This window comes from Dactylosporangium aurantiacum (genome assembly GCF_000716715.1).
Taxonomy (GTDB): Bacteria; Actinomycetota; Actinomycetes; order Mycobacteriales; family Micromonosporaceae; genus Dactylosporangium; species Dactylosporangium aurantiacum.
The window spans coordinates 1-19,136 of the sequence record NZ_JNYJ01000051.1 but is presented as its reverse complement, the minus strand read 5'-3'; the positions used below and the strand labels follow the sequence as shown (position 1 = coordinate 19,136).

Here is a 19,136-nt window from a genome sequence, read left to right as displayed (position 1 = left end):
AGGAGTCTACCGAGCGAAACGCTCGACCACGTACTCGCCGGCCGCCCCGGCCGGGGCGGCGCGGCCGACGGCGACACCGGCCAGCGCGAAGCCGCCGGCGACCGCGTACCGCCCCCGCATGCCGGTCAGCGGTGCGTCCCGCACCAGCAGCCGGGCGTGGAACGTGCCGGCCGGGTGGAAGGTGACGTCGGCGTCCTCGAAGCCGAGCCAGCGGCCGGTCAGCGGGAACCACGCCTTGTAGACGGCCTCCTTGACGCAGAACAGCAGCCTGTCCCAGTGCAGGTCGGAGCGCAGCGCCCGCAGCGCGCCGTGGCGGGCCCGCTCGGCCGGCAGCGCGACGAGGTCGAACACGCCGTCGGGCAGCGGGCCGTGCGGCTCGGCGTCCACGCCGATCGCCGCGAAGACGGTGGCCTCGGCCACGGCCGCGCCGCGGAAGCCGTCGCAGTGCGTCATGCTGCCGACCACCCCGTCGGGCCACCTCGGCGCGGACCGCTCACCCGGCAGGATCGGCGCGGGCGGCCGGCCCAGCGCGCGTAGGGCGGCGCGGGCGCAGTGCCGGACGGTGGTGAACTCCCGGACCCGCTTGGCAACGGCGCCGGCGACGGCCGGCTCCTCCTGTGGCAGCAGCGTCGCCTCGGGCGGGTCGCCGAACGCCTCGGCGCACCGCACCTGCGCCGGCAGGACCAGGCTGAGCAGCGCCGGCCGGGTGGCCAGGGTCGTCGGCGTGGGCCGGGCGTCGTCAGCCACCGGGGCCGCCGACGTCGGCGATGACGGCGGCGTCGACGTCGGCGGTGACCGCCGCGGCGAACCCGGACAGGCCGTCGCCGAGCAGGTAGAAGTGGCCGCCGGGGTACATCCGCAGCCGGAAGCGGGCGGTCGTCTCGTCCTGCCAGGCGGGCAGGCCGTCGGCGGGGGCGAGCGGGTCGGCGGTGCCGCACAGGGCGGTGACCGGGCAGGACAGCCGGGGTCGGCCCGGCCGCGGCCGGTAGGTGTCCAGCACCCGCAGGTCGTCGCGGACGGGGCCGAGAAACCGCTCCAGCAGCTCGGGCACCTCGGCGAGGGCCGGCGGCAGTCCGCCGAGCGCGACGAGCTGGTCGGTGAGCCGCCGGTCGTCCAGCTCGTACAGCCGGGCCAGGCCACCCGCGCCGACGCCCGGCGCGACGCGGCCGGAGACGCCGAGCCAGACCGGCGGGCGGCCGAGGTCCTGCAGGGCCAGCGACACCTCGTAGGCGAGGACGGCGCCGTAGCTGTGCCCGAACAGCGCCAGTGGCGTGCCGTCCAGCCACGGTCGCAGGTCGCTCAGCGCGCACAGCAGCACCTCGCCCATCGAGCGCAGGCTCGGCTGCGCGTGCCGCTGGCCGCGGCCGGGCAGGTCGAGCAGGAGCAGGTCCCAGTCCGGCGGCAGGAGCCGGCCGAGCGGGTGGTAGCCGGCCGCGGAACCGCCGGCGTGCGGGAACCCGACGAGCCGGATCGCCGGCGCGTCGACGGGTCGTGGTCGCAGCACCGCGGGTGTGCGCGGTCGCGGCGGCGCGGTGGCGAGCTGCGGCGTGTCGACGGTCATCTCCGGCCTCCCCTCGGTCGGATCGACCGTAACAGCTTCCGGGGACCCCGCCAGGGCGCCGCAATCCGGGGTTTGGGCGGCCTTTAGCGGGCGCGTCGACACTGGGGCCAGACCGGCCGCCGCGCCGGAACCCCGTGCAGACACATTGGCGAACATCACGGATGGACGGAGGAACAGCAATGACCGACAACGGGCATGAAAGCACCGTCGTCGTGGTCCTGGAAGGGGGCCCGGCAACGCTGCCGCAGACGATGAGCGTGCATTGGACGAGCGGACTGGACAAGATCAAGATTCCGCACCGCGGCGGGCACGAGCACTTCGAGCTCATCGGGTCCGCCGTCCCGGCGCCCCAACGCCCGGTGTTCCGCTGGACGACACGCACGAAGGTGGCCGAGTGACCGCGGCCGCGTGACCGCCGGCCCTTGCCCCGCCATACCTTCGTGTCGGGCGAGGGTCGGCAATATGAACTGGATGATACGAAACCATCGATTTGCGCCACTCATGATCATTCGCATCCACCGACCGGCATCCACCCAATCCACTGTTCGGTCGGCTTTCACCGCTCACATTGACACCACCCATTCCCCGTTGTAGATCTGAGTCGTCGTCGCAGAGATCGATCGCAGGAGATTCCCTCCCGTGATTTGTGCACTCGCAGCACCAAATTCCTGAGGGGAACGGGATGGGTGGGCCTGGGACCGGCGATCCCGACGGCGTCCTGCGGGCCGCGCTCGGCAGCAGCATCGCCGGCAACGGCGCGGCCGTTCTGATCACCGGCGCGGCCGGCGCCGGCAAGACCGAGACGCTGCAAGGCATCATGCGCCGGGCCCGCGACCACGGCGCCCTCACCCTGGTCGCAGCGGCCGGCGGCGCGGGCCGTCCGGCCCCGCTCGACCTGCTCCGCCGATTACTCACCAGCGGCGAGCTCCCGCCCGAGCTCCTGGCCGACGCCCTGCGCCTGCTGCAACCACCGCCGGACACGGACGCGTTCCTCACCGCGCCCGCACCCGGCGAGCTGTCCCCCAGGCCCCGCAGAGGCCTCGCCGACCTGATGCTCCGGGCCGCCGCGAGCACACCGGTACTGATCGGCGTCGACGACGTGGACTTCGCCGACGAGGCCTCCCTGCAGTTCCTGCTCTACCTCGTCCGGCGGCTGCACCACGCACCGATCCTGGTGGTGCTCACCGAATCCGCCGGCCGCCGCGTCCTCGACCCGCGCTTCCGCGCCGAGGTGCAGAGCCTGCCGAACTGCCACCGCCTGCGCCTGCGCCCCCTGACCGCCGACGCCGTCGCGGCGCTGCTGACCGCCCCTGACGGCGAACCGCCCGCCGCCGAGCGGGTCGCCGACCACCTGCGCATCAGCGGCGGCAATCCGCGGCTGCTCGCCGGTCTGCTGGAGGACGGCGACATCGACGGCGGCCCCGCCGTCGCCGGCGAGGCATTCGGCCGTGCCGTGCTCACCTGCCTGCACCGCAGCAGCCCTCGGCTGGTCAAGCTGGTCCGGGCGCTGGCCGTGCTCGACGAGCCGGCCGAGCCGGCCGTCCTCGCCGACCTCACCGACACCGACGTCTGGTCGGCCACCCGCACCCTGCAGGAGGCCGACGAGACCGGCATGACCACCGAAAGCCGGCTCCGCCACCCGCGAACCAGAGCCACCGTCCTGGAATCCATGCTGCCCGACGAGCTCGCCGCCGTGCATGAACGCGCCGCGGCGGTCCTGCACGAGGCGGGCGCCCGCGCATCCGTGGTCGCACGGCACCTCGTCGCCGCCCGGCAGCTGCGCGAGACGATGCCGCCCGGCGAGCCGTGGCGGTTGCCGCTGCTGCTCGCCGCCGCCCGGCAGGTCGCCGAGCAGGACGACCCCGAGTTCGCGCTGGAGTGCCTGCTACTGGCCGACGAATGGTGCACCACCGACGACGAGCGGGTCGTCATCCAGCTGCAGCAGGTCCGCGCGCACTGGCGGATGAACCCGTCCGGGGCACGACCCGGCGTCGCCGCCCTGCTCGTCGCGGACCGGCAGGGCCGGCTCAGCAGCCGCTCGGCGCTGGAGCTCGTGCTGTTCCTGCTCTGGTTCGGCAAGGTCGACGAGGCCGTCGAGGTCCTCGGCCGGTTCGTCGGCACCGACACCACCGACGACTCCCCGGACACCGTGATGGCGCTGTACAGCACCGTCGCGCAGCTGCACTACCTGTACCCGGAGGTGTCCAAGCCGACCGACGCCGAGGCGCAGCCGCCCCAGTCACGCATCGCGGTGTCCACCCTGCGCCGGGCGTACCAGCAGGCGGTCGGCGTCGTCGAGACCCTGCTGCGGTCCCGACCGGAGCGGCTCACCGCCGACGCCGAACGGATCCTGCGCCTGTCACCGCTGGACGAGACGACGTTCGGACCCGTATGGGTCTCCCTCGAGCTGCTCCTGCTCGCCGAACGCCTCGACCAGGCGCGGTCATGGGCCGACACGTTGCAGCGCAGCGCCCAGGCCCGCCGCACGTCCACCTGGTCGGCGCTGTTCAGCGCGATGCGGGCCACGATCTGCCTGCGCCAGGGCGACCTGGCCGGCGCCGAGCTCGACGGCCGCCGCGCGCTGGCGCTCCTGCCGGTCGACGGGTGGGGCGTGATGCTCGGGCTGCCCCTGTCCGCGCTGAGCCTCGCGTACACGCGGCGCGGCGCCCACGACGAGACGGCCGCGCTGCTGCGCATCCCGGTGCCGGAGGCCATGTTCCGCACCCCGATCGGACTGCAGTACCTGCGGGCCCGCGGCCACCACCGCCTCGCGCTCGGCCACGTGCAGGACGCCGTCGCCGACTTCGAACGCTGCCGCGACCTGAGCCAGCGCTGGCGCCGGGACACGCCGACGGCGCTGCCGTGGCGCGGGGACCTGGCCGAGGCCCGCCTCGCACTCGGCGACCGGCAGCGCGCCCAGGAGCTCGCCCAGGACCAGCTGAGCCGCCTGGGACCGGACAACACCCGCACGCGCGGCATCACCACCCGCATCCTCGCCGCCACGTCCGACCTGACGGAGCGACCGGCGCTGCTGCGCACCGCCATCGACCAGCTGCAGGCCAGCGGCGACCGGCACGAGCTCGGCCAGGCGTTCGCCGACCTGAGCGAGGCGCTGCACGCCCTCGGCGACGAGTCCCAGGCGCGGCTGACGATGCGGATGTTCGACCGGTTCAACACCGCGCTCACCACCACCTTCACCGCCCCTTCCGAGCCCGCCCCCGAGCCGGTGAACGGCAATGGTTCCGCGCCGCCGACCGCAGCGCCGTCCGGGGCGCCGACCGGCGCACCGACCGACCTCAGCGACGCCGAGCTGCGGGTGGCGACGCTCGCGGTGCAGGGGCGCACCAACCGGCAGATCTCCCAGCAGCTCAACGTCACGGTCAGCACCGTGGAGCAGCACCTCACCCGCATCTACCGCAAGCTCGGCGTCCGCGGCCGGACCGAGCTGCTCGAACTGCCCCCGGACCTCCGCCGCCCCGGCACCCCATCCGGCTCCTCGAACAGCTAGCGCGTCGATCCTTGAGGGGTCGTGAACAACACTCCCGGAGTACGGGTTCACGGGGCGAGAGTGAGGACCTCGTAGATGATGGCGCCGATGACCACGGCCACGGGCCCGAAGACCGCGAGCAGGAGGAGGAGTTCACCGACGCGAAAGCCAAGATCCGGTGTGTAGACGACGGGTGACGGCGTGGTGTGCCCGACGGACTGAGGGGCACCGGCCTCCGGCGGAAGGGTCCGGGACGGGCCGGCCTCGGCGGCGGCCCGGGCAACCAGGCCGGCGTAGCGCAGCTCGGCGAGCGGACCGAGCCCGTAGGGGTTGTCGCCCCGCAAACGCAGAACGCGCAGCTGGTCGGTGGCGGAGCGGTGCTTCTTGGCGAACGCTGCGATCTCGTCCGGCTCGGCGTCCTCGGTGAGAAACCCCCAGCGGCCCGCTTCGGGCACGTTGCCGGCCTGGCGGTACACGTCGGCGAGGCGGGCACGCACCTCCAGATCCTGCGAGTCGGCCGCGAGGAGGCTGACCAGCCGCTGGGCGGCCAGGCGGGTGTGGCCGCGTTCGAGGTCGGCAGCCACTCGCGACAGAACCTCGGGTTTCGCCATACCGCGATTGTGCCTGTGGTTGTCCGTCGTAGGTCCGGCGGAAGGTTTGGCGGTTGACGAATTTTCGATCTTGTCGGCGAGGCCCTGGCGGGAGGTGAACTCGCCGCGTGCGCTGGAACGCCTTGACGCACCGGCGTGGCGGCGAGGCTAGGCCGGTCCCTGGTCCGGGTCGTCGAAGGCGCCGACGCGCAGCCAGGCGGGCAGCTCGCGGCGGCGGACCACGTGGAGTTTGCGGTACACGCGGGTGAGGTGCTGCTCGACCGTGCTGACGGTCAGGAACAGGCGCTGGGCGATCTCCCGGTTGGTGTAGCCCTTCACGGCCAGCGCGGCCACCCGGCGCTCGGCATCGGTGAGCTGGGCGACGTCGGGATGGTCGGCCTCGCGGGCCGGCTCGGCGGGCAGTGGGCGACCCTTGGGCGCGTCCGGCGCGGCACCGCACAGCCGCGCCTGCTGTTCCGCGGCGCGCAGCGTGGTGCGGGCCAGGTCGACGCAGCCGGTGCGCTGGTACGCGGCGCCGAGGTCGGCCAGTGCGCGGGCCATCTCCAGTTGGTCGCCGGCGCACTGCAGCAGGTCGACGGCGCGGCGCAGGACCGGCACCCGCTCCGACGGGTCGAGCGTCGCGGCGAGGACGCGCAGTGCGGCGCCGCGTAGCCGGGTCTGGCCATCGGTGAGCCCGTCCAGCTGCTGGCGGATCAGGACCTGGCTGGGGCCCACCCGGTCCAGCTTGACGTAGGCGCGGGCCAGCTCCGTGCGCCAGGGCATCAGCTCCGGCAGGTCGAGGTGCCAGGCGGCGGCGGTCTCGCTGCCGGCGTAGAAGTCGTTGAGGGCGGCGTGCACGCGGTCGGTGGCGAAGTGGTGCCGTCCACGGGCCATCAGGTACCGCAGGCCGAACGGCGTGGAGAACATTCCGGCCGGCACCGGCATGCTGAGCAGCCCGGCCGCCGCGGAGTGGTCGCCGGCCTCGCTGGCCGCGCAGACCAGCACCGAGATCGGCCAGCCGACGGCGACCCCCCAACCGTCCAGGCCGAGACCGCTGAGGCCGCGCCGGGCGTGGTCGGTGGCGGCGGCCAGGTCGCCGCGGCGCAGCGCCCGCTCGGCGGCGACGGCCTCGGTGAGCGCCTGCCACACTGGCAGGTCGCTGGCCGGCAGCTGCGGCTCCCACGGGTCCTGCCAGCCGTCCGCGGTGAACGACGACGCGTACAGCGCGGCGAACGTCAGGCCGAACGTGTCGCCGTCGGGGGCGCACTCCCGCAGCACGGACCGGGCGGCGGCGAGCAGATCGGTGACCGCGTCGGCCCGGCCGGCCGGATCGCTGAGCCGGCGGGCGCTGCCCGGGTAGGTGAAGGCCAGCGACGTCAGGGTGGGCTTGAGCAGCCGCTGCGCCGACGGGAAGTCGGCGCTGACCGCGACGACCTGCGGCAGGATCTCCAGCGCCTCGTCGAGCTGGCCGTGCCACAGCAGGTAGAGCAGCGTGGTGACCGCGGCCCGGCCGGTCAGGCGGCCGGCGCGGATGTCGGCGAGCAGCTCCGGCAGGTGCTGGAGCACCTCGCCCGGGTTGGTCCGCCAACGCAGGTTGGCCGTCGTCGCGGCGATCTCGGCGCGCTGCCGATCGTCCATCTTGATGGTCGAGGCGGCTCGCAGCAGCGAGCGGGCGCGGTGCAGGTCGCCGTCGGCGAGGGAACGCTCGGCGGCCTCGCGCAGCACCGGCGGCATCCAGTCGCCGCTGCGCCGGCCGGCCTCGACCAGCTGCTCGGCGGCCTCCACGGTCCCGGCGGACCCGCCGCCGGCGTGCAGGTGCCCGATGCGCTGGAACATCGAGGCCCGCTCCCCCGGCGCCATGCTGCCCAGCGCCGCGGACCGGCCGATCGGGTGCCGGAAGCGGCCGGTGCTGTCGAGCAGGCCACCACTGGTGAGCAGCAGCAGCGCCCGCTCGACGGCGGCCTGGTCCAGCTCCAGCAGGCGGGCGAGGACGGCGGGGCCGGCCGGCGATCGCAGCACGGCAGTGGCCCGGGCGACCTGCAGGGTCACCGGGTCGCAGCGGAACAGGCAGCTGGTCACGGCCTCGGCGAAGTTGTCGCCGATGACGGTGTCGTCGGGGTCGGCGCCGACGGCCCGGCGGTCCTCCAGCACCGCGTGCAGCAGGACCAGGTTGCCGCCGGTGACGGCGTGGTGGAAGTCGGCGGCGCCGAGCGCTCGGGCGCCCTCGCGACGGCACAGCAGCTCGGCGACGCCGTCGACGGTGAGCGGGGAGACCTCGAACCGGCTGACGTCCACGTCCACCGGCAGCGGGCCGCCGAGCGCGTCGGCGCCGGTCAGGCAGCGCGCGGCCACCGCACCCGCGGCGGTGGTGGACTCGACCAGCACGATGAGGACCGCCGCGCCGGTCATCCGGGTCGCGAGGCGGTGCAGGCAGCGCAGCGACGGCTGATCGGCCTGGTGCGCGTCGTCGACGGCGACCACCAGCGGCAGCGGCGCCGCCAGCTGCAACAGGCTGTCGCACAGGTCGTCCAGGACGGTGCCGTCCGGGTCGCACTGGCGTGACAGGTAGGTGCGCCACGGCGGCTGCTGCCCGTCGATCAGCGCCGCGGCCCTGGCGACCACGTCCGCCGGCAGGCCGGGCCGGTCGAGCAGCTGCTCCAGGACCGCGAGCGGCATGGTGCGCTCGGACTCCGAGGCGCCGGCGGACAGCACCACGCCGCCCCGGTCGCGGACGCCGTCGACGAATATGCGCAGCACCTCGGTCTTGCCGGTGCCGACCGGCCCGTCGAGCAGGACGAGACGGCCGCGGCCGCTGCCGGCGCAGGCGTCATAGGTGGCGGTGAGGGCGTCGAACAGGCCGCTGCGCCCGACAGGATCCCGAGCTGTCAGCGGCATCGTGCTGCTCCCCGTGGGCGACGTCATCCGATGAGCCGAATCAGGCGCGGAGCCAGTATCGCACAACGACGCTTCGAACGAACCCCTGACATCTAATTCCATCCATGTCGACAACTGTGACAATTGGAGAGGACGAGGCCTGCACCACAACCATGACAGTCAATTTACGGAGATGCGTCGATTCGGCTACGACCTCAGGCCGCTATCCATCCGGCGGTACGGGCGATGCGCACCGAGTCGACCCGCGTCCGGGCTTGCAGCTTCGTGCCGATGGCCGTCAGATGGTTGCGCACGGTGCCCTCCGCCAGGTGCAGGCTGCCGGCGATCTCCCGCACCGACTCGCCGTGCGCGGTGCGCCGCAGCACCTCCAGCTCCCGCGGCGACAGCGGGCACCCGGCGCCGTGCGGGAGGTCCCCGGCCGTGCCGGACGCCGCCCCGCCGGAACCGGCCGCGGCGACCAGCGCACCCTCGGTCGCCAGCGCCACCACGGCGTTCGCCGCCCCCGAGCGGCCCGGGTCGGTCATCGCCAGCACCGCCCCGGCCAGGTCGTTCTCCGGCGCGGCGTGCAACAACAGGCCGCAGACACCGTCTCCGGCGGCCGCTTCGCCCGACCTCGACAGGATCAGCGTCGGGCGGTCCGGGTGCTGGTGGTGCAGGGCGATCGCCACCGACAGGCCACTGGCGGCGTCGTCCAGACCGGCGCCGGTCCGCCCGCGCACGGCGACCGGCACGACCACGGCACCGCCGCCGTCGCGGGCGACCACGTGGAGGTCCGGCTCCGAGTGCAGCAGGGCGGCGAGCGCCTCACGGACCACCGCGACGTCCTCGACCAGAACAATGCGCATCGGCGACTGCATCGCGCCACCCCCTCTCGATGAATGACGAAACGGCGCACCGGAGCGATGCCGCTGTCGCGGGCCCGGTCAGCCAATCTGCCGCCGATCGTATGGCGCGGCGTAAAGACGTCCACACCCCTATGCGCCCCTACGACTTCGCGGCGTCGCGGCTTTAGCCGGCGGTAAGCGCGCTTTCAGCCGCCCCTCACATGATGAACGCATTTCGTTCCACCGGTCGCCCGCCGGACGCGGGCCGCGGATGGGGATTGGTGACGACATGGCGAACCCTGACGGCAACGACGAAACCATGGACGGCGCGGCAGCGGTGGCCGTGATCGGCTTGTCCTGCCGGCTGCCGCAGGCGCCGGACCCGGACGCGTTCTGGCGGCTGCTGGCCGGCGGGGTCGACGCGGTCGGCGCCGCGCCCGCCGGGCGGGAGGCGCACACCGCCGGGCTGCCCGGCGGATACCTCGACGACATCGACGCCTTCGACGCCGCCTTCTTCGGCATCTCCCCGCGCGAGGCCGCCGCGATGGACCCGCGCCAGCGCATCGCACTGGAGCTGGCGTGGGAGGCGCTGCAGGACGCCCGGCTGGTCCCCGAAGACCTGCGCGGTAGTCGCACCGGCGTCTACGCCGGCGCGATCTGGGACGATTACGCCGCGCTCGCCGGCCGGACCGCACCCGGCGAGCACACCATGGCCGGCCTGCACCGCGGCATCATCGCCAACCGCGTCTCGCACGTGCTGGGCCTGCGCGGCCCCAGCCTCGTCGTGGACACCGGCCAGTCGTCCTCGCTCGTCGCCGTGCAGCTGGCCTGCGACGGCCTGCGCCGCGGCGAGACCAACCTCGCCCTCGCCGGCGGTCTCAACGTCATCCTGGCCCCGGAGAGCTCCCTCACCGCGCAACGCTTCGGCGGGCTGTCCCCCGACGGGCGCTGCTTCACCTTCGACGAGCGGGCCAACGGGTTCGTGCGCGGCGAGGGCGGCGCGGTCCTGGTGCTCAAGCTGCTGTCCCGCGCCGTCGCCGACGGTGACCGGGTCTACGCGGTGCTGGCCGGCGGCGCGGTGAACAACGACGGCCCCGGTGAGGCGCTCACCGTGCCGAGCCGCGCCGGGCAGGAGGAGGTCATCCGGCAGGCGTACGAGCGCAGCGGCGTGCCGATGACCGCGGTGCGCTACGTCGAGCTGCACGGCACGGGCACCAGGGTCGGCGACCCGATCGAGGCCGCCGCCCTCGGCGCGACCCTCGGCGCCGGTCGCGGCGGCGCGACCGCCCTGCCCGTCGGGTCCGTGAAGACCAACGTCGGCCACCTCGAGGGCGCCGCCGGCATCGTCGGCCTGCTCAAGGTGGTGCTGTCGATGTGGCACCGGCGGCTGCCGCCGAGCCTGCACTTCCGCACCGCCGCCCCCGGGGTGCCGCTGCCGGCGCTGGGGCTGCGGGTGCAGACCGAGCTGACCGGCTGGCCGCAGCCGGACGGCCCGCTGGTCGCCGGGGTGTCCTCCTTCGGCATGGGCGGCACCAACTGCCACGTCGTCGTCACCGCCGCCCCCGCGCCCGCCACCACCCCTACCGCCGACGCCGGCGACGCGACCCCACTGCCGTTCGTGGTGTCCGGCCGCACCGCCGAAGGGCTGCGGGCGCAGGCCGGCCGCCTCCTGGAGCGGCTCGCCGCCGCCCCGCTGACCGCCGTCGCCCGGTCGCTGGCCACCACCCGCAGCCACCTGCCGCACCGGGCGGCAGTTGTCGCCGACAGCCGCGAGGCGCTGCTGGACGGGCTCGCCGCCGTCGCCGGCGGCCGGCCCGCCGACGGCGTCGCCAGCGGCCCGGTGTCCCGCGGCGGCACCGCGTTCGTGCTGCCCGGCGACGAGCCACAGTGGACCCGGACGGCCCGTGAGCTGCTGGCCGCCAGCGACGCGTTCGGGGAGCACTTCCGGGCCTGCGCCGAGGCGCTCGACCCGCTCACCGGGTGGTCGCTGCTGGATGCCGTGCACGGCCGGCCGGGGGCACCGCAGCCGGAGCACCCCAGGGCCGCGCTGCCGGGCACCTTCGCCGTCACCACCTCGCTCGCCCACCTGTGGAAGCACCACGGCGTCGCGCCGGCGGCGCTCGTCGGGCACTCCCACGGCGAGGTCGCCGCCGCGTACGTCGCCGGTGCCCTCAGCCTCGACGATGCCGCCCGCGTGATCGCCGGCCGGGCCGAGCCCGAGGCCGGCCCGCAAGCGCTCGCCGGCACCGACGCACCGGCGGGACGCCTCACCTGCTTCTCCGCGGCGACCGGCACCGCAGGCACCGGCGACGCGGTCGAGGAGCTCACCGCGGCCGGGCACACCCGGCTCATCGAGCTGTCCGGCCGCCCGGTCCTCGACGCCGCCACCGTGCGGGCCTGCACCGGCGCGCAGGTCATCACGACGCTCGGCGAAGGCGACGCGCACCGGCGGTTCCTCGTCGCGCTCGCCACCGCCTACACCACCGGCGCCGAGCCGGACTGGGACACGCTGCTGCCGGCCGGTGACCCCGTCGACCTGCCGACCCAGGCCTTCGTCCGCAAACGGTTCTGGCTGCCCGAGACGCCGGCCGCCGCCGCGGCGGCGCCCCCGGCCGCGGCGCACCGGCCGCCGGTGGGGCACGTGGTCGACCAGGCCGGCGCCGAGCGGCTGGTGCGCACGCACGCCGCCGCGGTCCTCGGACTCGACGGCTGGGCCGACGTCGACCCGGTCCTCACGTTCAAGGAGCTCGGCTTCGACTCCACCCTCGCGGTCGAGCTCGCCGCGCGGCTGGCCGCCGAGACCGGCGTGCGCGTCCACGGCAGCGCCGTGTTCGACTTGCCCACCGTGCGGCAGCTCGGCGCTCACCTGCGCGACGAGCTGGCCGGGGTCGCGCCGGTCGCCGTCGGGGCTGCACCCGGCGGGGCCGGCGAGCCCATCGCGATCGTGGCGACCGCCTGCCGGCTGCCGGGTGACGTGCGCTCCCCGGACGACCTGTGGCGGCTCGTCGCCGCCGGTACCGACGCCATCACCGGCTTCCCGACCAACCGTGGCTGGGACGTCGCGGCGCTGCGGGCGAAGGGCTGCGCCACCGGCTCCGGCGGCTTCCTGCACGACGCCGACGAGTTCGACGCCGAGTTCTTCGACCTGTCGGCGCGGGAGGCCGTCGCGATGGACCCGCAGCAGCGCCTGCTGCTGCAGACGTCCTGGGAGGCGCTGGAGCGGGCCGGGATCGACCCGGCGTCCCTGGCGGGCGAGCCGGTCGGGGTCTTCGTGGGCGCGATGCCGCAGGAGTACGGGCCGCGGCTGGCCGGTGGCGACGCCGAGCACGCCGGCATGCTGCTGACCGGCACCACCGGCAGCGTCGCGTCCGGCCGCATCGCGTATGTGCTGGGCCTGCAGGGCCCCGCGATCACCGTCGACACCGCCTGCTCGTCGTCGCTGGTGGCGGTGCACCTCGCCGTGCGCGCGCTGCGGTCCGGCGAGTGCGGCATGGCCCTCGCCGGCGGCGTGTCGGTGATGGCCGCTCCCGGCATCTTCGTGGAGTTCTCCCGGCAGGGCGGGCTCGCCCCCGACGGGCGCTGCAAGGCGTTCGGCGCCGACGCCGACGGCACAGCCTGGGCGGAGGGCGTCGGCATGCTCGTGCTGGAGCGGCTCAGCGACGCGCAGGCGGCCGGACACGACGTCCTCGCCGTCATCCGCGGCTCCGCGGTCAACAACGACGGTGCCAGCAACGGCCTCACCGCCCCGAACGGCCGCTCGCAGCAGCGCGCGATCCGCCTCGCGCTCGCCGACGCCGCCGTCGACGCCGCCGAGGTCGACGCGGTGGAGGCGCACGGCACCGGCACCCGGCTCGGCGACCCGATCGAGGCGCAGGCATTGCTGGCGACCTACGGCGCGGCGCCCGGCCGCCCTGCCGACCGGCCGCTGCTGCTGGGCTCGCTGAAGTCGAACATCGGCCACGCCCAGGCCGCCGCAGGCGTCGCCGCGGTCATCAAGATGGTGGAGGCGCTGCGCCACGGCGAGCTGCCGGCCACCCTGCACGCCGCCCGTCCCTCGTCCTATGTGGACTGGGACCGGGGCGGCGTGGCGCTGCTGCACGGGCACACCCCGTGGCCCGCCGTGCCGCGGCCGCGCCGGGCCGCGGTGTCGTCGTTCGGCATCTCCGGCACCAACGCCCACCTGATCCTGGAGCAGGCACCGACCGCGCCGCGGACACCGGCACCGCACCCGGACCCGGCACCGGTGCCGTGGGTCGTCTCGGCGAAGACCCCCGAGGCGCTGCAGGCGCGCGCCGGGCAGCTCGCCGAGCACCTCGCCGCGAACCCTGCCGCCCACCGGACCGACCCGGCCCGCGTCGGCTGGACGCTCGCCACCGCCCGCGGCGGCCTGCCGCACCGCGCCGCCGTCCTCGGTCGCGACCACGACACGCTGCTCGCCGGCCTGCGCGCCCTCGCCGCCGGCGACAGCCCCGCCAACGGCGCCGAGGGCGTCGCCGGCACCGGCCGGGTCGTGTTCGTCTTCCCCGGCCAGGGCGCGCAGTGGCGGCAGATGGCCGCCGGCCTCCTCGACGAGGAACCCGTCTTCGCCGCGCGGATCGCCGAGTGCGCCGAGGCGCTCGCACCGTTCGTCGACTGGTCGCTGACCGAGGTGCTCCGCGACACGGTGCCGGGCTGGGAGCACCGGGTCGACGTGGTCCAACCGGCGCTGTGGGCCGTGATGATCGGCCTCGCCGCGCTGTGGCGGCGACACGGCGTCCACCCCGACGCCGTCGTCGGCCACTCGCAGGGCGAGATCGCGGCCGCCTGCGTCGCCGGGGCCCTGACCCTCGCCGACGGCGCCCGGATCGTGGCGCTGCGCAGCCGCGCGCTGACGGCACTGGCCGGCACCGGCACGATGGCGGCGGTGTCGCTGCCCGCCGACCAGGTCCGCGACCGCATCGGCGACGCGCCGCTGCACGTCGCGGTCTGCAACGGCCCCGCCAGCACCGTGGTGGCGGGCCCGCCGCTGGAGACCCGGCAGTTCGTCGCGGCGGCGGTCGCGGCAGGTGTACGGGCGAAGCTCATCGACGTCGACTACGCCTCCCACAGCCCTGCCGTCGAACCGCTGCGCGACGAGCTGGCCACGGCGCTGGCACCGGTCCGGCCGGTCGCCGCGGCGGTCCCGCTGTACTCCACCGTCACCGGCGAACCGGTCGAGCCCACCGACCTGGACGCCGGCTACTGGTGGCGCAACCTGCGCCAGCCGGTCCGCTTCGACGCCGCCGTGCGCGCCCTGGCCCGCGACGGGCACACCCTCTTCGTCGAGGTGTCCCCGCACCCGGTGCTCACCACCCCGGTCGAGGACGCCCTCGCCCGGCTCGGCGTCGCCGGCGCGGCCGTCGGGACACTGCGCCGCGACCACGGGGACACCGCGCAGCTGCGCACCGCCGTCGCGCACGCCTACACGCGTGGCGCGGGCGTCGACTGGACCGCGGTGTTCGCCCCGGCCGCGCGGCGGCCCGTCGACCTGCCCACGTATCCGTTCGCCCGGCGGCGGTTCTGGCTGGCGCCCCGCCCCGACACCGGCGACCCCGCCGGGCTCGGCCTCGCCTCCGCCGGGCACCCGCTGCTCGGCGCGGCGGTGCCGCTCGCCGAGGGCGACGGGGTCGTGCTCACCGGGCGGCTGTCCGAGACCGCCCAGCCGTGGCTCGCCGACCACGCCGTCAACGGCACCGTGCTCTTCCCCGCCACCGGCTTCATCGAGCTCGCCCTGCACGCCGCCGGCGCGTGCGGCGCGGCCGGCGTCGACGAGCTGGTCATCGAGGCGCCCCTGGCACTGCCGACCGGCGGGTCCGCCGAGCTGCAGGTGACCGCCACCGGCCCGCACGACGGCGGCGCGCGACGCGTCACCGTGCACGCCCGCACCGGCGACGGCCCGTGGACCCGGCACGCCGCCGGTACCCTCGCCGACGACCTCCCGCCGGCCGTCGCGGTGCCCGCCACCCCGACCGGCGCCACCCCGGTCGACCTCGCCGGCGCCTACGCGTCACTGGCCGCGGCCGGCTACGGGTACGGCCCTGCCTTCCAGGGCCTGCACCGGATGTGGCGGCACGACGGCGGGACGCACGCCGACGTCACCGGCGCCGCCGACGTCACCGACGGGCTTTCCGAGGACGGGTACGGCATCCACCCGGCGACGCTGGACGCCGCGCTGCACCCGCTGGTCCTGGACCGGGGCCGCGTCGAGCTGCCGTTCGTGTGGCAGCGGGTGCGCCGGCACCGCCCGGCCCGCGGCGGCCTGCGGGTGCGGATCACCCCGGCCGGCCCCGACCTGCACCACCTCGAGGTCGCCGACGCCTCGGGCGCCGCCGTGCTCACCGCCGACGTCGGCCTGCGCCCGCTGCCCTCCGCCCGCCCCGGCCTGCTGGAGCTGCGCTGGGAGCCGGGCGCCGCGCCGGCCGCGGCCCGCGCCCTGCCACGCCTGGCGGACGTCGAGCTGTCCGCCACCGACGGCACGGTCGTGCTGCCGGCCCCTGCGGGCGACGTGCACGAGGTCACCGCCGCGGTGCTCGCCGACGTCCAGCGGTGGCTCGCCGAGCCGGGCACCGCCGCAGCCACCCTCGCCGTGGTCACCGCCGGCGGCACCCGCCCCGGCGCCGGCGACCCTGCCCCGGACCCCGCGCAGGCGGCCGTGTGGGGGCTGCTGCGCACCGCGCAGACCGAGCACCCGGAACGGTTCCTCCTGCTCGACGTCGCCCCCGGCACCGCACGGGCCGACGTGGACGCCGCGCTCGCCGCCGCGGAGCCCCAGGCGGCGTGGCGGCGCGGCGGGCTGTTCGTGCCGCGCCTGCAGCCCGCCCCGGCGCCGCTCGCCGTCCCCGACGCCGGCGCACCGTGGCGGCTGACCGCCGGCACCACCGGCACCGTCGACGGCCTCACCGCCGCCGCGTACCCGGACGCCGCCGAGCCGCTGCGCGACGGGCAGGTCCGGGTCGCGGTGCGCGCCGTCGGCATCAACTTCCGCGACGTGCTGATCGCGCTCGGCATGTACCCGCAGCCGGAGCAGGTCGGCAGCGAGGCCGCGGGCATCGTCACCGAGGTCGGCCCCGGGGTCACCGGACTCACCCCCGGCGACCGGGTCCTCGGCCCGTGGCGCGGCGCGACCGGCCCCACCGCGGTCGTCGACGCCGACCTCGCGCTGCCGGTGCCCGACGGCTGGTCGTTCGCCGAAGCGGCCGCGGTGCCGGTGGTCTACGCCACCGCGTACCACGCCCTCGTCACCGTCGCGGCCGTCCAGCCCGGCGACCGGGTCCTCGTGCACGCCGCCGCCGGCGGGGTCGGGCTCGCCGCCGGCCAGATCGCCCGGCTGCTCGGCGCGGAGGTGTTCGGCACCGCCTCGCCGGCGAAGCACCCGATGCTGCTCGCCGCCGGCTTCGACGAGGCGCATCTGGCCAGCTCCCGCACCCTGGAGTTCGCCGGGCGGTTCGGCGGGGCCGCCGGCAACGGCATGGACGTCGTGCTCAACTGCCTGGCCGGCGAGTTCACCGACACGTCGCTCGACCTGGTCGCGCCCGGGGGCAGGTTCGTCGAGATCGGCAAGACCGACCTACGCGATCCGGAGACGCTCGCGCGGACCCATCCATGGGTGCGGTACCTGCCGTTCGACCTGTTCGACCTGCCGGCCGCCGAGCTGCGGCAGATGCTGGTCGTGCTGCTGGACTGGTTCCGGGCCGGGCAGCTGACGCTGCCGCCGGTGACCACGTTCGACCTGCGGCAGGCGCCCGCGGCACTGCGGCACGTCCAGCACGCCGCGCACGTGGGCAAGGTCGTGCTGACCCTGCCCCGGCCCGCGGCCGCCGACGGCACGGTGCTGGTCACCGGCGGCACCGGCGGCCTCGGCGCCCACCTGGCCGAGCACCTGGTCCGCGCGCACGGCATGCGGCACCTGCTGCTGGTCAGCCGCACGGGACCGGACGCGCCCGGCGCCGCCGGCCTCGTCGAGCGGCTCGCCGGCCTCGGCGCCACCGCGACCGTCGCGGCCTGCGACGTCGCCGACCGCGAGCAGGTCCGCCGGCTGCTCGCCGGCATCCCCGCCGAGCGGCCTCTCACCGCCGTCGTCCATGCCGCCGGGGTGCTGCGCGACGCCGCGGTCAACGGCCTGACCCGGGAGCAGCTCGGCGCCGTGCTGCGCCCGAAGGCCGACGCCGCCGCCCACCTCGACGAGCTGACCCGCGACCTGGACCTCGCCGCGTTCGTACTGTTCTCCTCCGCCATCGGCGTCCTCGGCGGACCGGGCCAGGCCAACTACGCCGCCGCGAACACCTGGCTCGACGCGCTCGCCCAGGCCCGCGCCGCCGCGGGCCACCCGGCCACCAGCGTCGCGTGGGGGCTGTGGGACGCCGGCAGCGCGATGACCGGCGAGCTGAGCCGCGCCGACCTGGACCGGCTGCGCCGCGGCGGTCTCGCCGCGATGCCCGTCCCGGACGGGCTGGCGCTGTTCGACGCGGCGCTGACCGCCGGGCTGCCCACCGTCGTCGCCGCGCGGCTCGACCGGGCGGCGCTCGCCGCCGCCGACGTGCCGCCGCCGCTGCGCGGCCTGGCCCACCCCGCGCGGGCCGCGGACCGCGGCGCGGGCCGCCCGGCGTGGCGGCGGCAGTTCGCCGACGCACCCGCCGCGCAGCGGCCGGGCCTGCTCGTCGACCTGGTCCGCGCGCACACCGCCACCGTCCTGGCGCACCCGGACCCGGCCGCGATCGACGCCGGGCGGCCGTTCAAGGAGCTCGGCTTCGACTCGCTGACCTCCGTCGAGCTGCGCAACCGCCTCGCCAAGGCGACCGGGCTGACGCTGCCGGTGACCGTCGTGTTCGCCCACCCCAGCATCACCGAGCTCGCCGCCCACCTGCACGACCTGCACCAGGACACCCCGTCCCCCGCCCCGGCGGCCGCGCCGGTGGCACCGGGCGCGCCGCCGGCACCGGCCGAGCCGATCGCGATCGTCGGCATGGCCTGCCGGTACCCCGGCGGCGTGCGCAGCCCGGAGGACCTGTGGCGGCTCGTCGCCGACGGGCGCGACGCCATCGGGCCGTTCCCGGACGGCCGCGGCTGGCCCGGCGGGCAACCGTACGCCCGGGTCGGCGGCTTCATCGACGACGCCGACACGTTCGACGCCGAACTGTTCGGGGTCAGTCCCCGCGAGGCGCTGGCGATGGACCCGCAGCAGCGGCTGCTGCTGCAGATCGCCTGGGAGGCGTTCGAACGGGCCGGGATGAGCCCCACGCAGCTGCGCGGCAGCCGGACCGCCGTCTACGCCGGCGTCATCGCCCAGGAGTACGGGCCGCGCAACGGCGCGCCCGCCGCGCTGCTCGGGCACCTGCTCACCGGCACCAACACCAGCGTCGCGTCGGGCCGGCTGGCCTACACGTTCGGTCTGGAAGGACCCGCCGTCACCGTCGACACCGCCTGCTCCTCGTCGCTGGTCGCGGTCCACCTCGCGGTGCAGGCGCTACGCGCCGGCGAGTGCGACGCCGCGCTGGCCGGCGGCGTCACCGTCATCGCCTCCCCGACGATCTTCGACCAGTTCCACGCCCAGGGCGGCCTTGCCGCCGACGGCCGGTGCAAACCGTTCACCGCGGACGCCGACGGCACCGGGTTCGGCGACGGCGCCGGCGTGGTCGTGCTGCAGCGGCTGTCGGACGCGCTCACCCAAGGCCGCACCATCCACGCCATCATCCGCGGCACCGCCATCAACCAAGACGGCGCCAGCAACGGCCTCACCGCACCCAACGGCACCGCCCAACAAC

8 protein-coding genes are annotated in these 19,136 nt (G+C 75.9%); 3 read left to right on the top strand and 5 right to left on the bottom strand.

Going from position 1 to position 19,136, the window contains the following annotated elements:
* Positions 1-6 precede the first annotated feature (6 nt).
* Both OP18_RS41295 and OP18_RS41290 read right to left on the bottom strand, forming a co-directional pair.
* Entirely contained in the window at positions 7-747 is a 741-nt protein-coding gene (locus OP18_RS41295) for a 4'-phosphopantetheinyl transferase family protein (RefSeq protein ID WP_279327222.1), read from the bottom strand.
* A complete protein-coding gene (locus OP18_RS41290) occupies positions 740-1,561 on the bottom strand; it encodes a thioesterase II family protein (protein ID WP_052388110.1) in 822 nt (273 codons plus the stop codon). The genes OP18_RS41295 and OP18_RS41290 overlap by 8 nt, the downstream gene beginning before the upstream one ends.
* 179 nt (positions 1,562-1,740) lie before the next feature.
* On the opposite strand from OP18_RS41290, the gene OP18_RS41285 reads away from it, so the two are divergent.
* Together OP18_RS41285 and OP18_RS41280 are read left to right on the top strand one after the other, a co-directional pair.
* A complete protein-coding gene (locus OP18_RS41285; RefSeq protein WP_033364668.1) occupies positions 1,741-1,959 on the top strand; it encodes a DUF5988 family protein in 219 nt (72 codons plus the stop codon).
* A 284-nt stretch (positions 1,960-2,243) separates the two neighbouring features.
* Complete coding sequence (locus OP18_RS41280) at positions 2,244-5,069, top strand: helix-turn-helix transcriptional regulator (RefSeq protein ID WP_033364667.1); 2,826 nt, start codon at positions 2,244-2,246, stop codon at positions 5,067-5,069.
* A 47-nt stretch (positions 5,070-5,116) separates the two neighbouring features.
* On the opposite strand, the gene OP18_RS53805 is transcribed toward OP18_RS41280, so the two are convergent.
* The 3 genes from OP18_RS53805 to OP18_RS41265 all read right to left on the bottom strand — a co-directional run bounded on the left by OP18_RS53805 (position 5,117) and on the right by OP18_RS41265 (position 9,378).
* Positions 5,117-5,659 carry a DUF6584 family protein gene (locus OP18_RS53805; RefSeq protein WP_156090146.1) on the bottom strand — a complete coding sequence of 181 codons (543 nt, stop codon included), beginning with the start codon at positions 5,657-5,659 and terminating at the stop codon, positions 5,117-5,119.
* 147 nt (positions 5,660-5,806) lie between these two features.
* A complete protein-coding gene (locus OP18_RS41270; protein ID WP_033364666.1) occupies positions 5,807-8,533 on the bottom strand; it encodes an AAA family ATPase in 2,727 nt (908 codons plus the stop codon).
* Positions 8,534-8,727: 194 nt separating this feature from the next.
* Complete coding sequence (locus OP18_RS41265) at positions 8,728-9,378, bottom strand: response regulator transcription factor (RefSeq protein ID WP_033364685.1); 651 nt, start codon at positions 9,376-9,378, stop codon at positions 8,728-8,730.
* 268 nt (positions 9,379-9,646) lie between these two features.
* Between OP18_RS41265 and OP18_RS59995 the strand changes: the two genes are divergently transcribed.
* On the top strand, positions 9,647-19,136 hold a 9,490-nt coding region (locus tag OP18_RS59995), incomplete at its 3' end, for a type I polyketide synthase (protein ID WP_211273835.1).